General features: G+C 66.2%; 11 protein-coding genes. 5 read left to right on the top strand and 6 right to left on the bottom strand.

Annotated features, from left to right (window positions below):
• Positions 1-8: 8 nt before the first annotated feature.
• Positions 9-1,643, bottom strand: coding sequence for a TldD/PmbA family protein (locus ACZ9AQ_RS00850; RefSeq protein ID WP_429201523.1), 1,635 nt, complete (start codon positions 1,641-1,643; stop codon positions 9-11).
• A gap of 376 nt (positions 1,644-2,019) precedes the next feature.
• Here ACZ9AQ_RS00850 and ACZ9AQ_RS00855 point away from each other — a divergent pair, with 376 nt between their 5' ends.
• Positions 2,020-2,805 (top strand): class I SAM-dependent methyltransferase, encoded by a 786-nt coding sequence (locus ACZ9AQ_RS00855; RefSeq protein ID WP_429201521.1) that lies wholly within the window; start codon positions 2,020-2,022, stop codon positions 2,803-2,805.
• Positions 2,806-2,927: 122 nt separating this feature from the next.
• Entirely contained in the window at positions 2,928-4,550 is a 1,623-nt protein-coding gene (locus ACZ9AQ_RS00860; RefSeq protein ID WP_429201519.1) for a S1C family serine protease, read from the top strand.
• A gap of 205 nt (positions 4,551-4,755) precedes the next feature.
• On the opposite strand, the gene ACZ9AQ_RS00865 is transcribed toward ACZ9AQ_RS00860, so the two are convergent.
• Positions 4,756-6,381, bottom strand: coding sequence for a serine hydrolase (locus ACZ9AQ_RS00865; RefSeq protein WP_429201517.1), 1,626 nt, complete (start codon positions 6,379-6,381; stop codon positions 4,756-4,758).
• Positions 6,378-8,234: a M1 family metallopeptidase gene (locus tag ACZ9AQ_RS00870; RefSeq protein WP_429201515.1), complete on the bottom strand. Its 1,857-nt coding sequence runs from the start codon at positions 8,232-8,234 to the stop codon at positions 6,378-6,380. The genes ACZ9AQ_RS00865 and ACZ9AQ_RS00870 overlap by 4 nt, the downstream gene beginning before the upstream one ends.
• A 176-nt stretch (positions 8,235-8,410) precedes the next feature.
• Here ACZ9AQ_RS00870 and ACZ9AQ_RS00875 point away from each other — a divergent pair, with 176 nt between their 5' ends.
• Positions 8,411-8,986, top strand: a complete 576-nt coding sequence (locus ACZ9AQ_RS00875; protein WP_429201513.1) for a TMEM165/GDT1 family protein — start codon at positions 8,411-8,413, stop codon at positions 8,984-8,986.
• 3 nt (positions 8,987-8,989) lie between these two features.
• On the opposite strand, the gene ACZ9AQ_RS00880 is transcribed toward ACZ9AQ_RS00875, so the two are convergent.
• Complete coding sequence (locus tag ACZ9AQ_RS00880; RefSeq protein ID WP_429201512.1) at positions 8,990-10,594, bottom strand: CehA/McbA family metallohydrolase; 1,605 nt, start codon at positions 10,592-10,594, stop codon at positions 8,990-8,992.
• Positions 10,595-10,642: 48 nt separating this feature from the next.
• Positions 10,643-10,861: a hypothetical protein gene (locus ACZ9AQ_RS00885; RefSeq protein WP_429201510.1), complete on the bottom strand. Its 219-nt coding sequence runs from the start codon at positions 10,859-10,861 to the stop codon at positions 10,643-10,645.
• A gap of 408 nt (positions 10,862-11,269) precedes the next feature.
• On the opposite strand from ACZ9AQ_RS00885, the gene ACZ9AQ_RS00890 reads away from it, so the two are divergent.
• Together ACZ9AQ_RS00890 and ACZ9AQ_RS00895 are read left to right on the top strand one after the other, a co-directional pair.
• Positions 11,270-13,609, top strand: coding sequence for a GH92 family glycosyl hydrolase (locus tag ACZ9AQ_RS00890; protein ID WP_429201508.1), 2,340 nt, complete (start codon positions 11,270-11,272; stop codon positions 13,607-13,609).
• Positions 13,610-13,636: 27 nt separating this feature from the next.
• Positions 13,637-14,620, top strand: coding sequence for a LacI family DNA-binding transcriptional regulator (locus ACZ9AQ_RS00895; RefSeq protein ID WP_429201507.1), 984 nt, complete (start codon positions 13,637-13,639; stop codon positions 14,618-14,620).
• A 10-nt stretch (positions 14,621-14,630) separates the two neighbouring features.
• Here ACZ9AQ_RS00895 and ACZ9AQ_RS00900 read toward each other — a convergent pair whose 3' ends face one another.
• Positions 14,631-15,500 (bottom strand): outer envelope protein, encoded by an 870-nt coding sequence (locus ACZ9AQ_RS00900; protein WP_429201505.1) that lies wholly within the window; start codon positions 15,498-15,500, stop codon positions 14,631-14,633.
• Between the last annotated feature and the right edge of the window lie 2 nt (positions 15,501-15,502).

A 15,502-nucleotide genomic window follows, 5' to 3' on the forward strand; every position in this document is an offset into this window, starting at 1 on the left:
TCCCTGCCTTAGCCGATCTTGCGAGCGGTGTTGATCACGTTGATGCCGTTGAAGCGCGCGGTCGACGAACCGTGCGAGACGATGCTGATCTGCGGCGGCTGTCCCTTGCCGTCGAAGAAGGAGCCGCCCATGCGCCAGTCGCGCTCGTCGCAGATGGCGCTGCAGCCGCCCCAGAATTCCTGGGTGTTCGACTGGTAGGCCACGTCTTCGAGCATCTGGCCGATCTTGCCGTCCTTGATCTCGAAGAACAGCTGGCCGCCGAACTGCGAGTTGTAGCGCTGCTGGTCGATCGAGAACGAACCGTCGCCGATGATGTAGATGCCCTTCTTGATGCCCTTGACCATCTCGTCCGGGGTCAGGCGCGCCTTGCCCGGCGCCAGCGACACGTTCGGCATGCGCTGGAACTGCACCGTGTTCCAGCCGTCCGCGTACGAGCAGCCGTGCGATTCCTTCTCGCCGATGATGTGGGCCTGGTCGCGCGTGGCCTGGAAGTTGACCAGGATGCCGTCCTTGATGATGTCCCAGCGCTTGGTCTTGACGCCTTCGTCGTCGTAGCCGACCGCGCCCAGCGAACCCGGGGAAACCTTGTCGGCGAAGAGGTTGACGATCGGGGCGCCGTACTTGAAGCTCTTCGACTTCAGCTTGTCGACCGTGGCGAAGCTGGTGCCTGCGTAGTTGGCCTCGTAGCCCAGCACGCGATCGAGTTCGGTCGGGTGGCCGACGTTCTCGTGGATGGTCAGCCACAGGTGTTCCGGCGACAGCATCAGGTCGTACTTGCCCGGCTGGACCGACTTGGCGGTCAGCTTGCGCTTGGCGTCGCGGCCCGCGGCGCGCGCGTCCTCGACGATGTCGTAGCTGTCGGTGTACAGAGTGGCGACGCCGCCGGCGGCCTTGATCTTGTGCTCGGGACGGGCGTCGAAGTATTCATAGCCCTTGCCCACCGGGGAGCTCAGGCCGTCGCGCGAACGGAACTTGCCGGTGGCCTTGTCGACCGCGGTGGCCGACACCGGCGCCCACAGGCGATGCACGTCCTGGTCGATGTATGAGCCGTCGGTGGACGCGAAATACTTCTGCTGATTCACCTGGAATAGCATCGAACGCATGAAGTTGGCGCCGCCTTCCATGCCCGCCTTGTTGGCGGCGATCAGCATGTCGGTCTTCTCCGCGATCGGCACCGTGCGCCAGTCCTTGGTGTACGGCGTGCTCCACGAGACCTCGCCGACGCCCTTGACTGGTGCAAGCTGCACCGGTTCGGTCTGGAGCCTGGCGTTGGCCTTGGCGATCGCCACCGCCTGGCGCGCGGCGTTGGCGATGCCGTCGTTCGACATGTCCGAGGTCGCCGCGAAGCCGTAGGCGCCGTTCACGATCACGCGCACGCCGACGCCGGCCGATTCGGTGTTGGCCACGTTCTCGACGTTCAGGTCGCGGGTGGTGATGAACTGGTTGAGGTAGCGGCCGATGCGCACGTCGGCGTAGCTGGCGCCGGCCTTGGTGGCGGCGTTCAGCGCGACGTCGGCCAGCGCCTTCTTGGCGGCGACGGGCATCGTGCTGACCAGTTCCTCGGCAGCGATCGCGCGACCGAATGGCAGCAGCACCGAGGCGGCGGCCAGGCTGCTGAGATTGAGAAAGGTACGGCGTTCCATGTGTTCTCCTGAATGACCTACTTCCGGGCAGCGGTTCCGTCAACAGCGCGGCGCCGCTCTTGTATGTACATCGCTTTTGTTTTGGATTTGCCTGTGTGCCACTCGGCAAACCTCTCAACCATAGCATTGACTTAGCGTTTTGAATAGGCAATCTTTGTGCCACCCCGATGCACTGAACGATGCGCATGTTTGGCAGTGTCCGCGGCGTGTCCGACTGTCCGGATGGGTGGTGCGCGGACAGTCAATACAGCGCCGGACACGGCATGCATACCCAACTGCGACGAACGCTTGACTGTCGGCCGTGCCTGTTCGATCATCTGCGCGGCGACGGCGGCGCCCTGACCTGCCGTCCCATCCATCAAGGAGACCTCGCACAATGAAACGACTGATCCTGGCCGCGATGCTGGCAACCGGCCTTGCCGGCGCCGCGCACGCCGACGACGCCCTGAAATCCGCCATCGCCGGCGAACACCGCGCCGCCGCCAGCAAGGCCCGCGACACCCACCGCCATCCTTACGAAACCCTGACCTTCTTCGGCATCAAGCCGAACATGACGGTGATCGAGCTGTCGCCGGGCGGCGGCTGGTACACCGAGATCCTGGCGCCTTACCTGCGCGACGGCGGCAAGCTGTATGGCGCCGTGCCGGACGCCGAGAGCCGTGGCGGCAAGGCCTTCCGCGACAAGCTGGCGGCCAATGGCGCCGTGTACGGCAAGGTCACGCCGGTCCAGTTCGCGCCCCCGGGCAACATCGCGCTGGGCCAGCCGAACAGCGTCGACATGGTGGTCACCTTCCGCAACCTGCACAACTGGCTGGGCAACGGCGACGACGCCGTGATCACCGTCCTGAAGGAAGCGCACAAGGTCCTGAAGCCGGGCGGCGTGCTGGGCGTGGTCGAGCACCGCCTGCCGGCGAAGATGGAGCAGGACGCCAAGGCCTCGAGCGGCTACATGCACGAGGCATACGTGATCCGCATGGCCGAACGCGCCGGCTTCAAGCTGGCCGCCAAGTCGGAAGTGAACGCCAATCCAAAGGACACCGCGGACCATGAAAAAGGCGTGTGGACCCTGCCGCCGGTGCTGGCCAACAAGGACAAGGACCGCGAGAAGTACCTCGCCATCGGCGAGAGCGACCGCATGACGCTCAAGTTCGTCAAGCAGTAACGCGCCGCCCTGGTCGCGGAGGAAGGCCAGGCCATCCTCCGCGGCGATTCCCGTATTTCCTTTTGCGGCGCCTGTGGTTATTCTTCCGCTGGCATCCTGCATCGTCCAACCGAAGGAACACCATGAAACCCCTGCCGACATTGAGCCTGGCCGCCTTCGTCCTTGGCGTCTGCGGCGCCGCGCACGCCCAGGATACCGCGCCGCCCGAAGCCCAGGCCATGCCTGCCCCCGCTCCCGTCACGACGCCTGCCCCGGCGCCCGCCGTTGCTCCCGCAGTCGCTTCTTCAAGCGCCGCCAAGAGCGCCGTGCCCGCGCCGGTCCTGCCGGCGGTCGAGAACTCGGTCGTGAAGATCTTCGCCACCATTCGCCGCCCCGAACCCTATAAACCCTGGGCCAAGGCGGCGCCAGGCTCGGTCACCGGTTCCGGCGTCATCATCGAGGGCAAGCGCATCCTGACCAATGCCCACGTGGTCGGCTACGCCAGCCAGGTGGAGGTGCAGGCCAGCCAGTCCGGCGACAAGGTGGCGGCCAGGGTGATCGCGCTGGCGCGCGGCATCGACCTGGCCGTGCTGGAACTGGAAGACCCGTCCTTCTTCGACAAGCGTCCGCCGGTGCCGAGGTCGCCCGTGCTGCCCGACGTGCGCCAGCAGGTGTTCGCCTACGGCTATCCGGTCGGCGGCAATTCTCTGTCGACCACCACCGGCATCGTCTCGCGCGTGGAGTTCGTCAACTACGGCGCCTTCAGCTCGGGCCTGCGGATCCAGATCGACGCCCCGATCAATCCCGGCAACAGCGGCGGCCCGGTGGTCTCCGGCGACCGCATGGTCGGCCTGGCCTTCGCCGGCGCGGCCAATGCGCAGAACATCGGCTACGTGATCCCGAACGAAGAGATCGAACTGTTCCTGCGCGACGTGGCCGACGGCCGCTACGACGGCAAGCCGCTGCTGCACGACAGCGTGCAGACGCTGGAGAACCCGGCGCTGCGCCAGTTCCTGGCGCTCGACAAATCGGTCGAAGGCGCGGTGGTGCACCGCCCCTACCGCGTCGACGCCAGCTGGCCGCTGAAGGAATGGGACGTGATCACCCATATCGGCGAGCATGCGGTCGACAACCAGGGCATGGTCAAGCTGGGCTCGAACCTGCGCGTGCGCTTCCAGTACCGCATCCAGCAGGTGGCGAAGAACGGCAAGGTGCCCATGACGATCATCCGCGGCGGCAAGCAGATGAAGGTCGAGGTGCCGGCCACCGGGCCGCGTCCGCTCCTGATCTCGGACCTCGATGGCGGCTATCCGTCCTACTTCATCTATGGCCCGATCACCTTCTCGCGCGCCACCAGCGAGTTCATGAGCTTTGTCGCCGGCAGCGCGCCGGGGATGAACGCCTACGCCTTCAACGCCAGCCCCCTGGTCACGCGGCGCGGCGATTCGCCGACGCCGGAGCGCGAAGAGCTGGTGGTGATCAGCGCGCCGTTCTTCCCGCACAAGCTGGTGAGCGGCTACAACAACCGCTTCGGCTCGGTGATCGAATCGGTGAACGGCCAGAGCGTGCGCAGCCTGCGCCATCTGGTGGAACTGCTGCGCGACCTGAAGGACGAGCAGGTGGTGCTGCGCTTCGACCAGCGCTACGGCGAGACCATGATCCTGCCGCGCCAGGCCACGCTGGCCGCAACCGAGGCCATCCTGTCGGACAACGGGATCAGGTCGCAGGGGTCGGAAGACATGATGAAGGTGTGGGAGCGCAAGTAGGCTAACGCTGTTCTTGTTGACTCGGGTTCCCGCCTTCGCGGGAACGACGTGCCAGTTTATACGGCTAGAGGACGCACTATTTGCCCGCTACCCATGCACGTCGTTCCCGCGGAGGCGGGAACCCAAGGCCGATGCGCCGCCACGAACGCGAGCACACAAGAAAACGCCCGCACACCGCGGGCGTCTTCTTGTCTTTTTCCTTGTCTTACTTCGCCTTTTTCACCGGCGTGAACAGCAAGTCCTGGAAGTCGTAGCTGAAGTCGGTCTCGGTCGACACCGGCTTCATGCGCAGGCGCTCGATCGAGCCGTCGTGGTCCAGCGAGAAGGTCGCGTAGGCGTCGGCGTTGAAGTTGCGCTCCTTCCAGCGCACGATGAAGGTGTCGTGCTGGAAGTGCTCCATCTCGCCGGTCAGGTCGGGCGTGCGCGAGAACGACATCACCAGCTTGCTGCCCTGGCGCCTGACGGTCGCCTTGCCATACCAGGCGTCTTCGTACTCGCCTTCGTAGTCCCACAGCGGCAGCGACGGGTTGGAGGCCTTGGCGCGGCTGGCGGTCTCGGTCTTCACGCGCGCCGCTTCCTTTTCGCGCGCTTCTCGGTCGACCTCGGCGATGCGGCCGATCCAGTCGGTGGGCGCCACGCCCATGTACTGGTCCAGCAGGCGGTATTGCAGCGCATTGAGCGACGGGCCGCTTTCGGCATTGGTGAAGATCGCGATGCCCAGCTTCGCTTCCGGCACCAGCAGCACGCGCGAATAAAAGCCCTGCAGCGCGCCGCCGTGCATCGCCACCAGCTTGCCCTGGTAGTCGCGCAGCTGGAAGCCCAGGCCATAGGCGAAGAAGTTCGGCTTGGTCGCCGCCAGCGGCGGGCGCGGCTCATTGATCGTCATCGGCGTCTGCGCGGTCCACATCTCGCGCGCCTGTTTCTCGGACCACAGGCGCACTTCCTTGCCGCCCGCGTCGGTTTTCACGCGGCCGTGGTCGAGCAGCACGTTCATCCAGCGCGCGATGTCCTCGGCATTGGTGTTGATGCCCACCGCGCCGATCGCGTTCGCCACCGGCATGGGCTTGACCACCGCCGCCTTGCCATCGATCTTGCTGTGCGGCGCCGACACGTTCATGCCCGGCTCGTGCTGCTCCAGGCTGGTGGTGGTGGCCTGCATCCCGACGGGATCGAGGATCCACTCGCGCATGGTCGCACCCCAGTCCTTGCCGGACTTTTGCGCGATGATCTTGCCGGCCACGATGTACAGCAGGTTGTCGTAGGCGTAGCTGTTGCGAAAACTCGTCGCCGGCTTGATGTAGCGGAGGTTGTGGATGATTTCGTCGGTGCTGAAGGTGGTGGTCGGCCACCACATCAGGTCACCGGCGCCCAGTCCCAGGCCGCTGCGGTGGGTGAGCAGGTCGCGCACCGTCATCTCGGCCGTCACGTACGCATCGTACATGCGAAAGTCCGGCAGGTGCTTGATGACCGGGTCGTCCCACGCCAGCTTGCCCTGGTCGACCAGCATCGCCAGCCCCGCCGCCGTGAAGGCCTTGGAGTTCGATGCGATCTCGAAGATGGTCTTGCCGTCGACCGGCGTCGGGTCGCCGAGTTGTCGCACGCCGAAGCCCTGGGTGATGACGACCTTGCCGTCCTTGACCACCGCGATGGCGATGCCGGGGACGTCGAAGGTTTTCAGGACCCGGTTGACGTCGGCTTCCAGGTTGTACGCAGGCGCCGCCGCGGTGGCGGCTGGCGCGGCGGCAGTCTGGGCAGAGGCGCTCTGTGCAGCGACGGCGGCCGCGCACGACGCCAGCAGCAGCGCGCCGGCGAGTCGGTTCATGCTCATCATTGCTTGCCCATCGCCTTGTCGACGCTCGATTGCGTCTCTGGGTGGTAACGCTCGCGCGCCTTCCTGTAGATGCCTTCGGCCCAGGCACGATCATCGGGCTTCTCGCGCAGCGCGGCGTACAGCGGCACCACGAACTTCTGGCGGCCCACGCTCATCAGGAACGCTTCGAGCTGCGGCCGCACGGCGCGGTAACCGGCGTGCACCGATGCGCGGTAGAAACGGAACGCGACTTCGTTGTTTTTCGTGTTGGCCAGGTCATAGGCGCGGTCGAGTTCTTCCAGCTTCTTCGCATCGGCCTTGTTGTCGATATCGTTCAGGAACTTCATCCACTCGACGGCGTTCCAGTCCCTGGCTTTCAACTGCCCGGTCGATACCGTTCCCTTGATCCAGCCGTCGATCGAGGCGTTCAGCCGCGCCAGGCGCTGCGACACGGCGCGCTGCGCGCTGGCCGGGATGCCGGGACCGTGGATCCATTCGTCCAGCTCGGCCTCGCTCATGATCTTCGGATTTTTCGCCAGCAGGTTCTTGCGCAGGTAATCCAGGAACTGGTCGTTGGTCACGCTCTGGAAGGCGTGGCCGTCGAACCAGCCGCGCAGGAAGGTGTCGAAGGCGGCGCGGCCGGCGCGCTGCTCGAGCGTGTGCAGGAACCAGGCGCCCTTCGGATAGGCCAGCGAGGTGTCCGGGTAGTGCTCGGCCGAGGTGTCCGGCTGGCGCGAAACCAGCGCCTGCTTGGGCTGAGGCAGGTCCTTCAGCATCTCCAGCGCCTCTTCCTGCTCCAGCTGCAGGTTCATGAGGGCGACTTCCTTGCCGTAGATCTCCTCCAGGATGCGGGTGGTGACGTAGGTGGTGAAGCCTTCGTTGAGCCACCAGTGCTTCCACGAGGCGTTGGTCACCAGGTTGCCCGACCAGCTGTGCGCCAGCTCGTGGGCGATCAGGTCGACCAGGCTGCGGTCGCCCGCGATCATGGTCGGGGTCAGGAAAGTCAGGCGCGGGTTTTCCATGCCGCCGATCGGGAACGACGGCGGCAGGACCAGCATGTCGTAACGTCCCCAGCGATACGGGCCGTACAGCTTCTCGGCCGCCTCCACCATCTTTTCGGTGTCGGCCAGCTCGTACTGCGCCGCCTTGATGCGCTGCGGTTCGGCATAGACGCCGGTGCGCCCGCCGAGCGTGGCGGCTTCGAGCTCGCCGATGCCGATCGCCAGCAGGTAGGAAGGAATCGGCTGCGGCATGTTGAACTTCCAGCCCCCCTTGCCGGTGGCCTGCATGTCGTTATCGGCGCTCATCACCACGCGCAGGCCTTGCGGCGCCTCGATGCGCGCGCTGTAGGTGAAGCGCACCGCCGGCGTGTCCTGGATCGGCACCCAGGAACGGGCATTGATCGCCTGCGACTGGCTGAACATGAACGGGTACTTGCCCGACATCGTCTGCACCGGCTGCAGCCATTGCAGCGCGGTGGCGGTCGGCGCGGTGCGGTAGTGGATGCGCACCTTCTTCTGCTGCCCCGGCAACTTGACGTGCAGCGGCTGGCCCTTCTCTTCGTCGAACTTGCCGAGCGAGTAGTCGGCGCGGCGCCAGGCGCCTTTCGCATCCTGCGCCTCGATCTTCGAGATCGTCAGCTCGCGCGTGTCCAGGTCGAGCGTGGTCGCCTTCTTGTCCAGCCAGTCGAGGGTCAGCTCGGCGTAGCCGTCCAGGCTTTTCTTCGCGAAGTCGGCCTTCAGGTCCAGGTGCAGGGCGGTGGTCTTGACCTGGTCGTACCTGGCGTAGCTGAGGGGATCGAGGGCGAAGGCGTAGGCGCTCCAGGCGCTCAGGAAGGCTGCGGTGCTGGCGCGCAGCAGGGTGCTTTGGTTCATGGTCTCTCGCAGGGAAGGTCGGCCCGGCAGGCCGAGGCGGGAGCAGGATAGCATGCACGCCTGGCCAGCGAAAGCGCGGGCCGGCCGCGGTCATGCGCGATCAATATGCGGGCGAAGCGGCAGAAACAGAGCCGCCTCTGCTATGATCGCGGCCTTCTTCCTGCTTCACCCGACTGATGGACGCCTTTCTCGTCTCGACCGGCATCGTGGGCCTCGCCGAGATCGGCGACAAGACCCAGTTGCTGGCCTTCCTGCTCGCCGCGCGCTTTCGCCGCCCCCTGCCGATCGTGTTCGGCATTCTTGTCGCGACCGTGGCCAACCACGCCTTCGCCGCCGCTGTCGGCGCCCTCGTCAGCGAGCTGCTGGGTCCCGGCGTGATGCGCTGGGTGCTGGGCCTGTCCTTCCTCGCCATGGCCGCGTGGGTACTGACGCCGGACGAGATCGACGCCGAGGAAGCGCAGCTGGCGAAATACGGCGTGTTCCTGACCACCCTGATCGCCTTTTTCGTTGCCGAGATGGGCGACAAGACCCAGATCGCCACCGTCGCGCTGGCCGCGCGCTATGAATCGATGGCCGCCATCGTCGCCGGCACCACCTTCGGCATGATGCTTGCCAACGTGCCGGCCGTATACTTCGGCGAGCGCATCGCGAACCGCGTGCCCTTGAAGCTGGTGCATGGCATCGCGGCGCTGATCTTCGCGGTGCTCGGCATCGCGACCCTGCTGGGGATGGGCGAAGGGCTGGGGTTCTAGTCTTCACTCCTCCTGCATGACCCACACCGGCGCCGACCACAGCACGTTGCCGTCGTCCTGGGTCACCTTCGCATAATAGAAGTGCGCCCCCGGGCTCGGGGTGAAGGTGGTCTCGGCCTGGTCCGACATCTGCGTGACCGTGCCCTTGCGGCCCGGGACGCCTTCCATGATCGCGACCGCGGCGACCTTCCTGCCCTTCAGGCTGGCGAAGTTCGCCACCAGCGCGAGCTGCCCTCGGTTGGTGAAGCGCTCGCCCATCAGGCGGCCGTTCGCGGAGAGGACCAGCTGCGAATCCTTGTCCATCGTCGCGAACACGCGGCGCGCCTTGAGCGCCTCGACGAAAGTCGCGCGGTTCACGGCCGCGCCATGCGGCAGCAGCACGCCGGTGCGGTTGGTGAAGGACGCGCCCCAGTTGGCGCAGTGGTTGTCCTGGTTGGTGCTGAAGGCCAGCCGATAACCCGCTTCCAGCAAGCGGTTGCAGGCGCCTTCGAAATTGCTGCGCCGGGTCTCGGTCTCGCTGACGTTGGTCGAGAACGCGGTGCTGTTCATCACCTCGCACAACGCCATCGCCTCGCCGCCGTCCTCGGTATACGCCAGCGGCACGCCGTCGACCTGGAACTGGCCCGCGTGCGCCGGATGGTTGAACTGCCCCACCCAGCCGCGCTCGCGCATCAGGGTGTACAGGGCCGCATAGTCGCCCTTGGAGGTGCGCGTGTCGGCCATCAGCTCGCCCTTGGCATTGGTCTCCCAGCCCAGCAGCTCGTCGCTGTTGAAGATGTTGATATGGCCGCCGTTGTTGATGACGCCCCATTCCAGGCCGTACACGGCGAGGAAGTCAGGGTGCTTCCCGGAGAAGCCGGCGGCGCTCTCCAGGCCGGCGCGGTACAGGGCCCTGGCGGCGGCGGGGTCGGCGTCCGGCGCGCTGCCTTCCGAGCCGTCGTACATGTGGTTGTGTTCCGAGGCGACCAGGATATCGAGGCCGCGCTCCCTGGCGTAGGCGAAGGCGGCGTCCGGGCCGTGCGGCCCCTCCCGGGGAGGTTGCGAGCCCTTGCATTCGGCGACGTCGGCGCCGCCGTCGCTGTGGTTGGTCTGGCTGTGCAGGTTGCCGAGATAGACCGTATAGGGCAGCGCCCCGGGCGCCGGCACGGCGGCCGCCTGGAAGGCGCGCGGCAGGGGCGCGAATGCCGGCATGGCGGGCAGTGGTGGCGCGCCGACCGCGATCTCCCAATCCTGCTCGGCTTCTTCGTGCGCGTCGCCGCGCATGGTCGCGCGCAGCCGGACGCGGTAGATCCCGCTCGGCGCCGGCGCCAGTCCAAGACGGCCCGACCAGGGCACGGCGACCGTCATCGCCTCGCCCGTGAACGGAACCGCGCCACGCCAGCGCAGGGCGACGCGGCCATCGGGGCGAACCAGTTCCACCCGCCAGTCGACCATGTCCTTGCGCGCCAGGCCGGGATAGGCGAAGCTCAACGTAAAGGTCCGCGCCGCGGCGGCCTGGAACGGCGCGAGCAGGGTGGCTTCGAATTCCTGGTGTTCTGCAGGGGCGGCTTGCGCCAGGCTGCAGCACAGCGACAGGGCCAGAGCGGAGGAGATGAATGAGGTTTTCATGATGCAATTTTTGCAATTTCATGCCTCGTTCATATTGAGCAGCCTCCTCTAAAAATTGTCATTCATCCATGTTTTTTTGACAAAATTCAACAATGGCAACTTGCAGCGTGCGCGATAGCCGGTTATGTTGGCGGCCACGGACCCGACACCATGATCGACAAGCTCGACATCGCCCACCTGCGCACGCTCGACGCCCTGCACCGCTTTGCCACCATCCCGGCGGCGGCCGAGCACCTGGACGTCTCGCAGCAGGCGGTCAGCCTGCAACTGGATCCAGTCGCTTTCATGCCATTCGCGCCTGCTGCCCTGCGACGGCGTGTTCGGGATCGCGCATCCTGCAGTTGCGCGTGTACGTGCGCGGAGAGATCGGCTAGCCCCCTGAGACCGTGGCGCCGATCCTGGTGCGCCGCCTCGGCCTGGCGCGCCCTGCCCTGACCGGCATCGGCGTGACGTCACTGGCGTCTCCGGACACCCTGGCTGAAATCAAAGCGGTCGCCAGGCGCCGCGCGAAATGTTTAGTAAACCGGCTAAACAGATGGGTTAAAACACGGTAAGGATTGCCCGGAAACTAGTCTCCACATATAAGTTGCACTTGGATATAGTGCAACTAAGAACCTATCCCGGTAGGTTCTATAACAGGCGGCGCCCATCGCTGCTGCCAAGCGTGGAGACCTCATGACAGCCAGACTCAATTTCGGACAACTCTCGATCGCCGCCGGTGCGGCATTCCTGTTTAGTGCAACTCCTGCGCTGGCCGCCCCACCGGGCAGCCCGGCCGAAGCCGTGAACGTCTTCATCGGCACCGGTGGCGACGGCCACACCTTCCCCGGCGCCAGCCGCCCGTTCGGCATGGTGCAGCTCAGCCCCGACACCCAGCACCGCCACTTCCGCCAGAGCTATCCGTGGGCCTCGGGCTACAACTACGCCGACAGCTCGATCCTCGGCTTTTCGCACACCCACTTCTCGGGCAGCGGCCACTCCGACCTGGGCGACGTGCTCCTGATGCCCTACAGCGGCGAGACCAAGCTGGAGCCGGGCTACCCGGAGCGCCCGTTCTCGGGCTACCGGTCGCGCTTCTCGCACGACCAGGAACAGGCCGAACCGGGCTACTACGCCGTGCGCCTGAAGGACCACGAGGTCGACGTCGAGCTGACCGCCAGCGAGCGCGTGGGCCTGCACCGTTATAAATTCAAGGCCGGCGAGCCGGCCAAGGTGCTGCTCGACCTGCGCACCAGCATCTACAACTACGACGAGAAGAACCTGTGGGCACGCCTGCGCGTGCGCAACAGCACCACCATCACCGGCATGCGCGAGACGCGCGGCTGGGCGCCCGGCCGCCAGGTGCACTTCGCGATCCAGTTCTCGCGCCCGATCGACACCCGCCAGCTTCTGAACCGCGAAGAAGCGATCCCCTATCGCGGCTTCGCCCCGCCCGGCAAGACGCCGCTCGATAAAGCGCTGGTCGAAGGCAAGCAGCTGATGGCCGACTTCAACTTCGGCGTGCCGCAGGACGGCACGCTGCTGGTGAAGGTCGCCCTGTCGGCGGTGAGCGAAGACAATGCGATCGCCAACCTGGCCGAGATGCCGGGCTGGGACTTCGACCAGGAGCGCGCGCGCGCCGGCAAGGCCTGGAACGACGCGCTGGGCGCGGTGAAGGTCGAGGCCGCAGGCCCGATGCGCACCAAGTTCTACACTGCCCTGTACCACAGCATGCTGGCGCCGTCGCTGTTCATGGACCTCGACGGCAGCTACCGCGGCCCGGACAACCAGGTGCACAAGGCGAAGAACTTCCGCTTCCACTCGACCTTCTCGCTGTGGGACACCTACCGCGCGCTGCACCCGCTGCTCACCATCGTCGCGCCCGAGCAGCGCAACGCCGACTTCGTGAACTCGCTGATCGCCTCGCAGCAGCACAGCCCCTACGGCATCCTGCCGGTATGGCAGTTCCACGGCCTGGAAACCTGGTGCATGATCGGCTACCACGCGGTGCCGGTGATCGCCGACGCCTACATGAAGGGCATCCGCGGCTTCGACGCCGACAAGGCCCTGGCCGCGATGACGGCCAGCGCCGAATACGGTCCCTACGGCGGCCTGGAACACTACATGAAGCTGGGCTACGTGCCGATCGACCTCGAGAAGGAAGCCGCATCGAAGACCGTCGAATACGCTTTCGACGACTGGACCATCGCGCGCATGGCCGAGAAGATGGGCAAGAAGGACATCGCGGCCCGCTACTACAAGCGCGCCCAGAACTACCGCAACGTGTTCGACAAGGAGACCGGCTTCATCCGCGCGCGCAAGTCCACCGGCGAATTCCGCACCCCGTTCAATCCGGAGCAGTCGAACTTCGGCAGCGACTATACCGAGGGCAGCGCCTGGCAGTATTCATGGTACATGCCGCACGATAACGCCGGCCTGATCTCCCTCCTGGGCGGCGACACCAGGCTGGTGAGCAAGATCGACCAGGTGTTCGACGCCAAGGTCGACGAGACCGTGTACGCCCACATGGAAGACATCTCGGGCCTGATCGGCCACTACGCCCACGGCAACGAGCCTTCGCACCACGTGGCCTACCTGTACAACTACGCCGGCGCGCCATGGCGCACCCAGGAACGCCTGGCCAACATCATGGCCACCCAATACAGCGACAAGCCGGACGGCCTGTCGGGCAACGACGACCTGGGCCAGATGTCGGCCTGGTTCGCCTTCACCGCGCTCGGCTTCTATCCGGTGGCCCCGGCCAGCAACGAGTACGTGATCGGCCGCCCCTTCCTGGACAAGGCGACCCTCGACCTGCCGAACGGGAAGCGCTTCACGGTGCGCGCCGATCACCTGTCGGATGCCAACGGCTACGTCGGCCGCGTGACGCTCAACGGCAAGCCCTTGATGCGCACCTTCATCCGCCACGAGGACATCATGGCCGGCGGCGAACTGGTGTTCACCATGCAGGCCACGCCGAACAAGGACTGGGGCAACGAGCATAACGCCCGTCCCTACACGCAGACCAGGTACTGATCGCAGAATAGACAGGAGAAGCGCGCCATGGCCGTCACGATCCGCGACATCGCCCGCGCCACCGACTACTCGATCGGCACGGTCTCGCGCGCGTTGAAGAACCAGGACGGGCTGACCGACAGGACGCGCGAACGCATCTGCGCGGTGGCGCGCGAGATGGGCTACGACTTCGCCAAGCTGCGCGAAGGCGACGTGCGCCGCATCGCCTTCCTGCTGCACCGCCAGCACAACACGCAGTCGGCCAGCCCGTTCTACCTGCCGGTGCTGCATGGCGCCGAGGACGCCTGCCGCAAGCGCGGCATCGCGCTGTCGTTCGTGGTGGTGGGCCCGGCCGAGCCGGTGCTCGACCTGGTGCGCCTGCACCAGCCCGACGCCATGCTGTGCGCCGGCTTCTTCGAGCCGGAACTGGTGGCTGCGCTACGCGACACCGGCAAGCCCCTGGTGCTGCTCGACATGCGCCTGCCCGGCTACCGCTCGGTCAATCCCGACCACGCCCTGGGCGGCTACCTGGCCACGCGCCACCTGATCCGGCAGGGCCGGCGCCGCATCGCCATGCTCACCGGCCCGCTGGCCCACCACAGCATCCTGGAACGCTACCGCGGCTTTCGCAAGGCGCTGTTCGAGGCGCGCATGCTGGCCGACCCCGACCTCGAGGTCCAGCTGCCCAGCATCGGCAACAACCTCGAGAACGTGCGCCAGGCGGTCGACGCCCTGCTGGCGCGCGCGCCGCGGCCGGACGCGCTGTTCTGCTACAACGACAGCACGGCCCTGGCCGCCATGGGCCACTGCCTGGACCGCGGCCTGAAGATCCCGCACGACATCGCGATCGTCGGCTTCGACGACATCAGCGCCGCCTCCAGCGCGATCCCGCCGCTGACCAGCATCCAGATCGACAAGGACTTGCTGGGGCGGATGGGCGTCGATTCGCTGCTCGAGCGGGCGGATGGCGCCAGCCTGGAACAGACGCTCGCGGTGCAGATGGTGGTGCGCGCGAGCAGCAACGACGACTGAGCGCTCGCCGTCAGAAGTGGTATTCGGCGCGAATCATCGGCGTGCTGGCGCGTTGCCCGCGCCCGCCGGTGGCCGCGCGCGTATTGCCGAACTTGTTGTTCCAGAACTGGTACTCGAGGCCGACGCGGAAGCGGTTCTTCTTCTGGCCGAAGTGGGCGCCAACGTCGTACATCAGCTGCATGTCGATATTCGTCTCGGCGCCGGTCGGGTTGCCGGTTTCGTCCAGCCCCTTCTCGGCGATGAAGTTGGCATAGCCCTCGAAGGCCCAGCGTTCGTTCAGCGGGATGCCCCAGCTGACGTTGAGCATCGGGTGGTTTTCGTACTTGTAGCGCCCGCGCACCTCGGAGATCGGGGCGAAGGCGCCGCTCGGCGCATTGCTTTCGCGGATCAGGAGGATGCTGGTGCTGAGGAAGCCCGGCACGTCCCACATCAGGGTCGGCCCGACCACCAGCATGCGCTTGCGCGAGTTGTAGCCGACGTCGCGCTTGGTGTTCAGGTCGAAGCCGGCGGTGAGTCCGACGCCCTTCACCTTCCCGAAGCGCAGCTCGCGCCCGCTCAGCGCGCCGATGTCGAGCGTGTGGCGGTACAGCAGATAGGCTTCCTCGGCGCCGGAACTGCCGCCGAGCGAGCGTGGATCGTTGCGGTCGGACTTGAGCCAGTCGAGGTTGAAGTAGTTGCTGCCGTACTTGTAGCCGCTGGCATGGGTCAGCGCGAGCACGTGCTTGTCGATGTGGTCCGGATTGAAGGGCTCGGCGAAGCGGCTGCCGTAGCGCCAGCTGATGGCGGTATCGCTCCAGTCGAGCGCCTGCGCGGGGCCGGCCGCAAACCCCGCGGCCAGCAGGCAGACGCCGCAGCCGAGGGCGCGGGTGACGATGTTCATGA

It is taken from the genome of Massilia sp. UYP34 (assembly GCF_056279385.1).

Bases quoted from the DNA above. Each gene is read 5' to 3' on its own strand.
- ACZ9AQ_RS00850 (WP_429201523.1), bottom strand. From the start codon at position 1,643: ATGGAACGCCGTACCTTTCTCAATCTCAGCAGCCTGGCCGCCGCCTCG.
- ACZ9AQ_RS00855 (WP_429201521.1), top strand. From the start codon at position 2,020: ATGAAACGACTGATCCTGGCCGCGATGCTGGCAACCGGCCTTGCCGGC.
- ACZ9AQ_RS00860 (WP_429201519.1), top strand. From the start codon at position 2,928: ATGAAACCCCTGCCGACATTGAGCCTGGCCGCCTTCGTCCTTGGCGTC.
- ACZ9AQ_RS00865 (WP_429201517.1), bottom strand. From the start codon at position 6,381: ATGATGAGCATGAACCGACTCGCCGGCGCGCTGCTGCTGGCGTCGTGC.
- ACZ9AQ_RS00870 (WP_429201515.1), bottom strand. From the start codon at position 8,234: ATGAACCAAAGCACCCTGCTGCGCGCCAGCACCGCAGCCTTCCTGAGC.
- ACZ9AQ_RS00875 (WP_429201513.1), top strand. From the start codon at position 8,411: ATGGACGCCTTTCTCGTCTCGACCGGCATCGTGGGCCTCGCCGAGATC.
- ACZ9AQ_RS00880 (WP_429201512.1), bottom strand. From the start codon at position 10,594: ATGAAAACCTCATTCATCTCCTCCGCTCTGGCCCTGTCGCTGTGCTGC.
- ACZ9AQ_RS00890 (WP_429201508.1), top strand. From the start codon at position 11,270: ATGACAGCCAGACTCAATTTCGGACAACTCTCGATCGCCGCCGGTGCG.
- ACZ9AQ_RS00895 (WP_429201507.1), top strand. From the start codon at position 13,637: ATGGCCGTCACGATCCGCGACATCGCCCGCGCCACCGACTACTCGATC.
- ACZ9AQ_RS00900 (WP_429201505.1), bottom strand. From the start codon at position 15,500: ATGAACATCGTCACCCGCGCCCTCGGCTGCGGCGTCTGCCTGCTGGCC.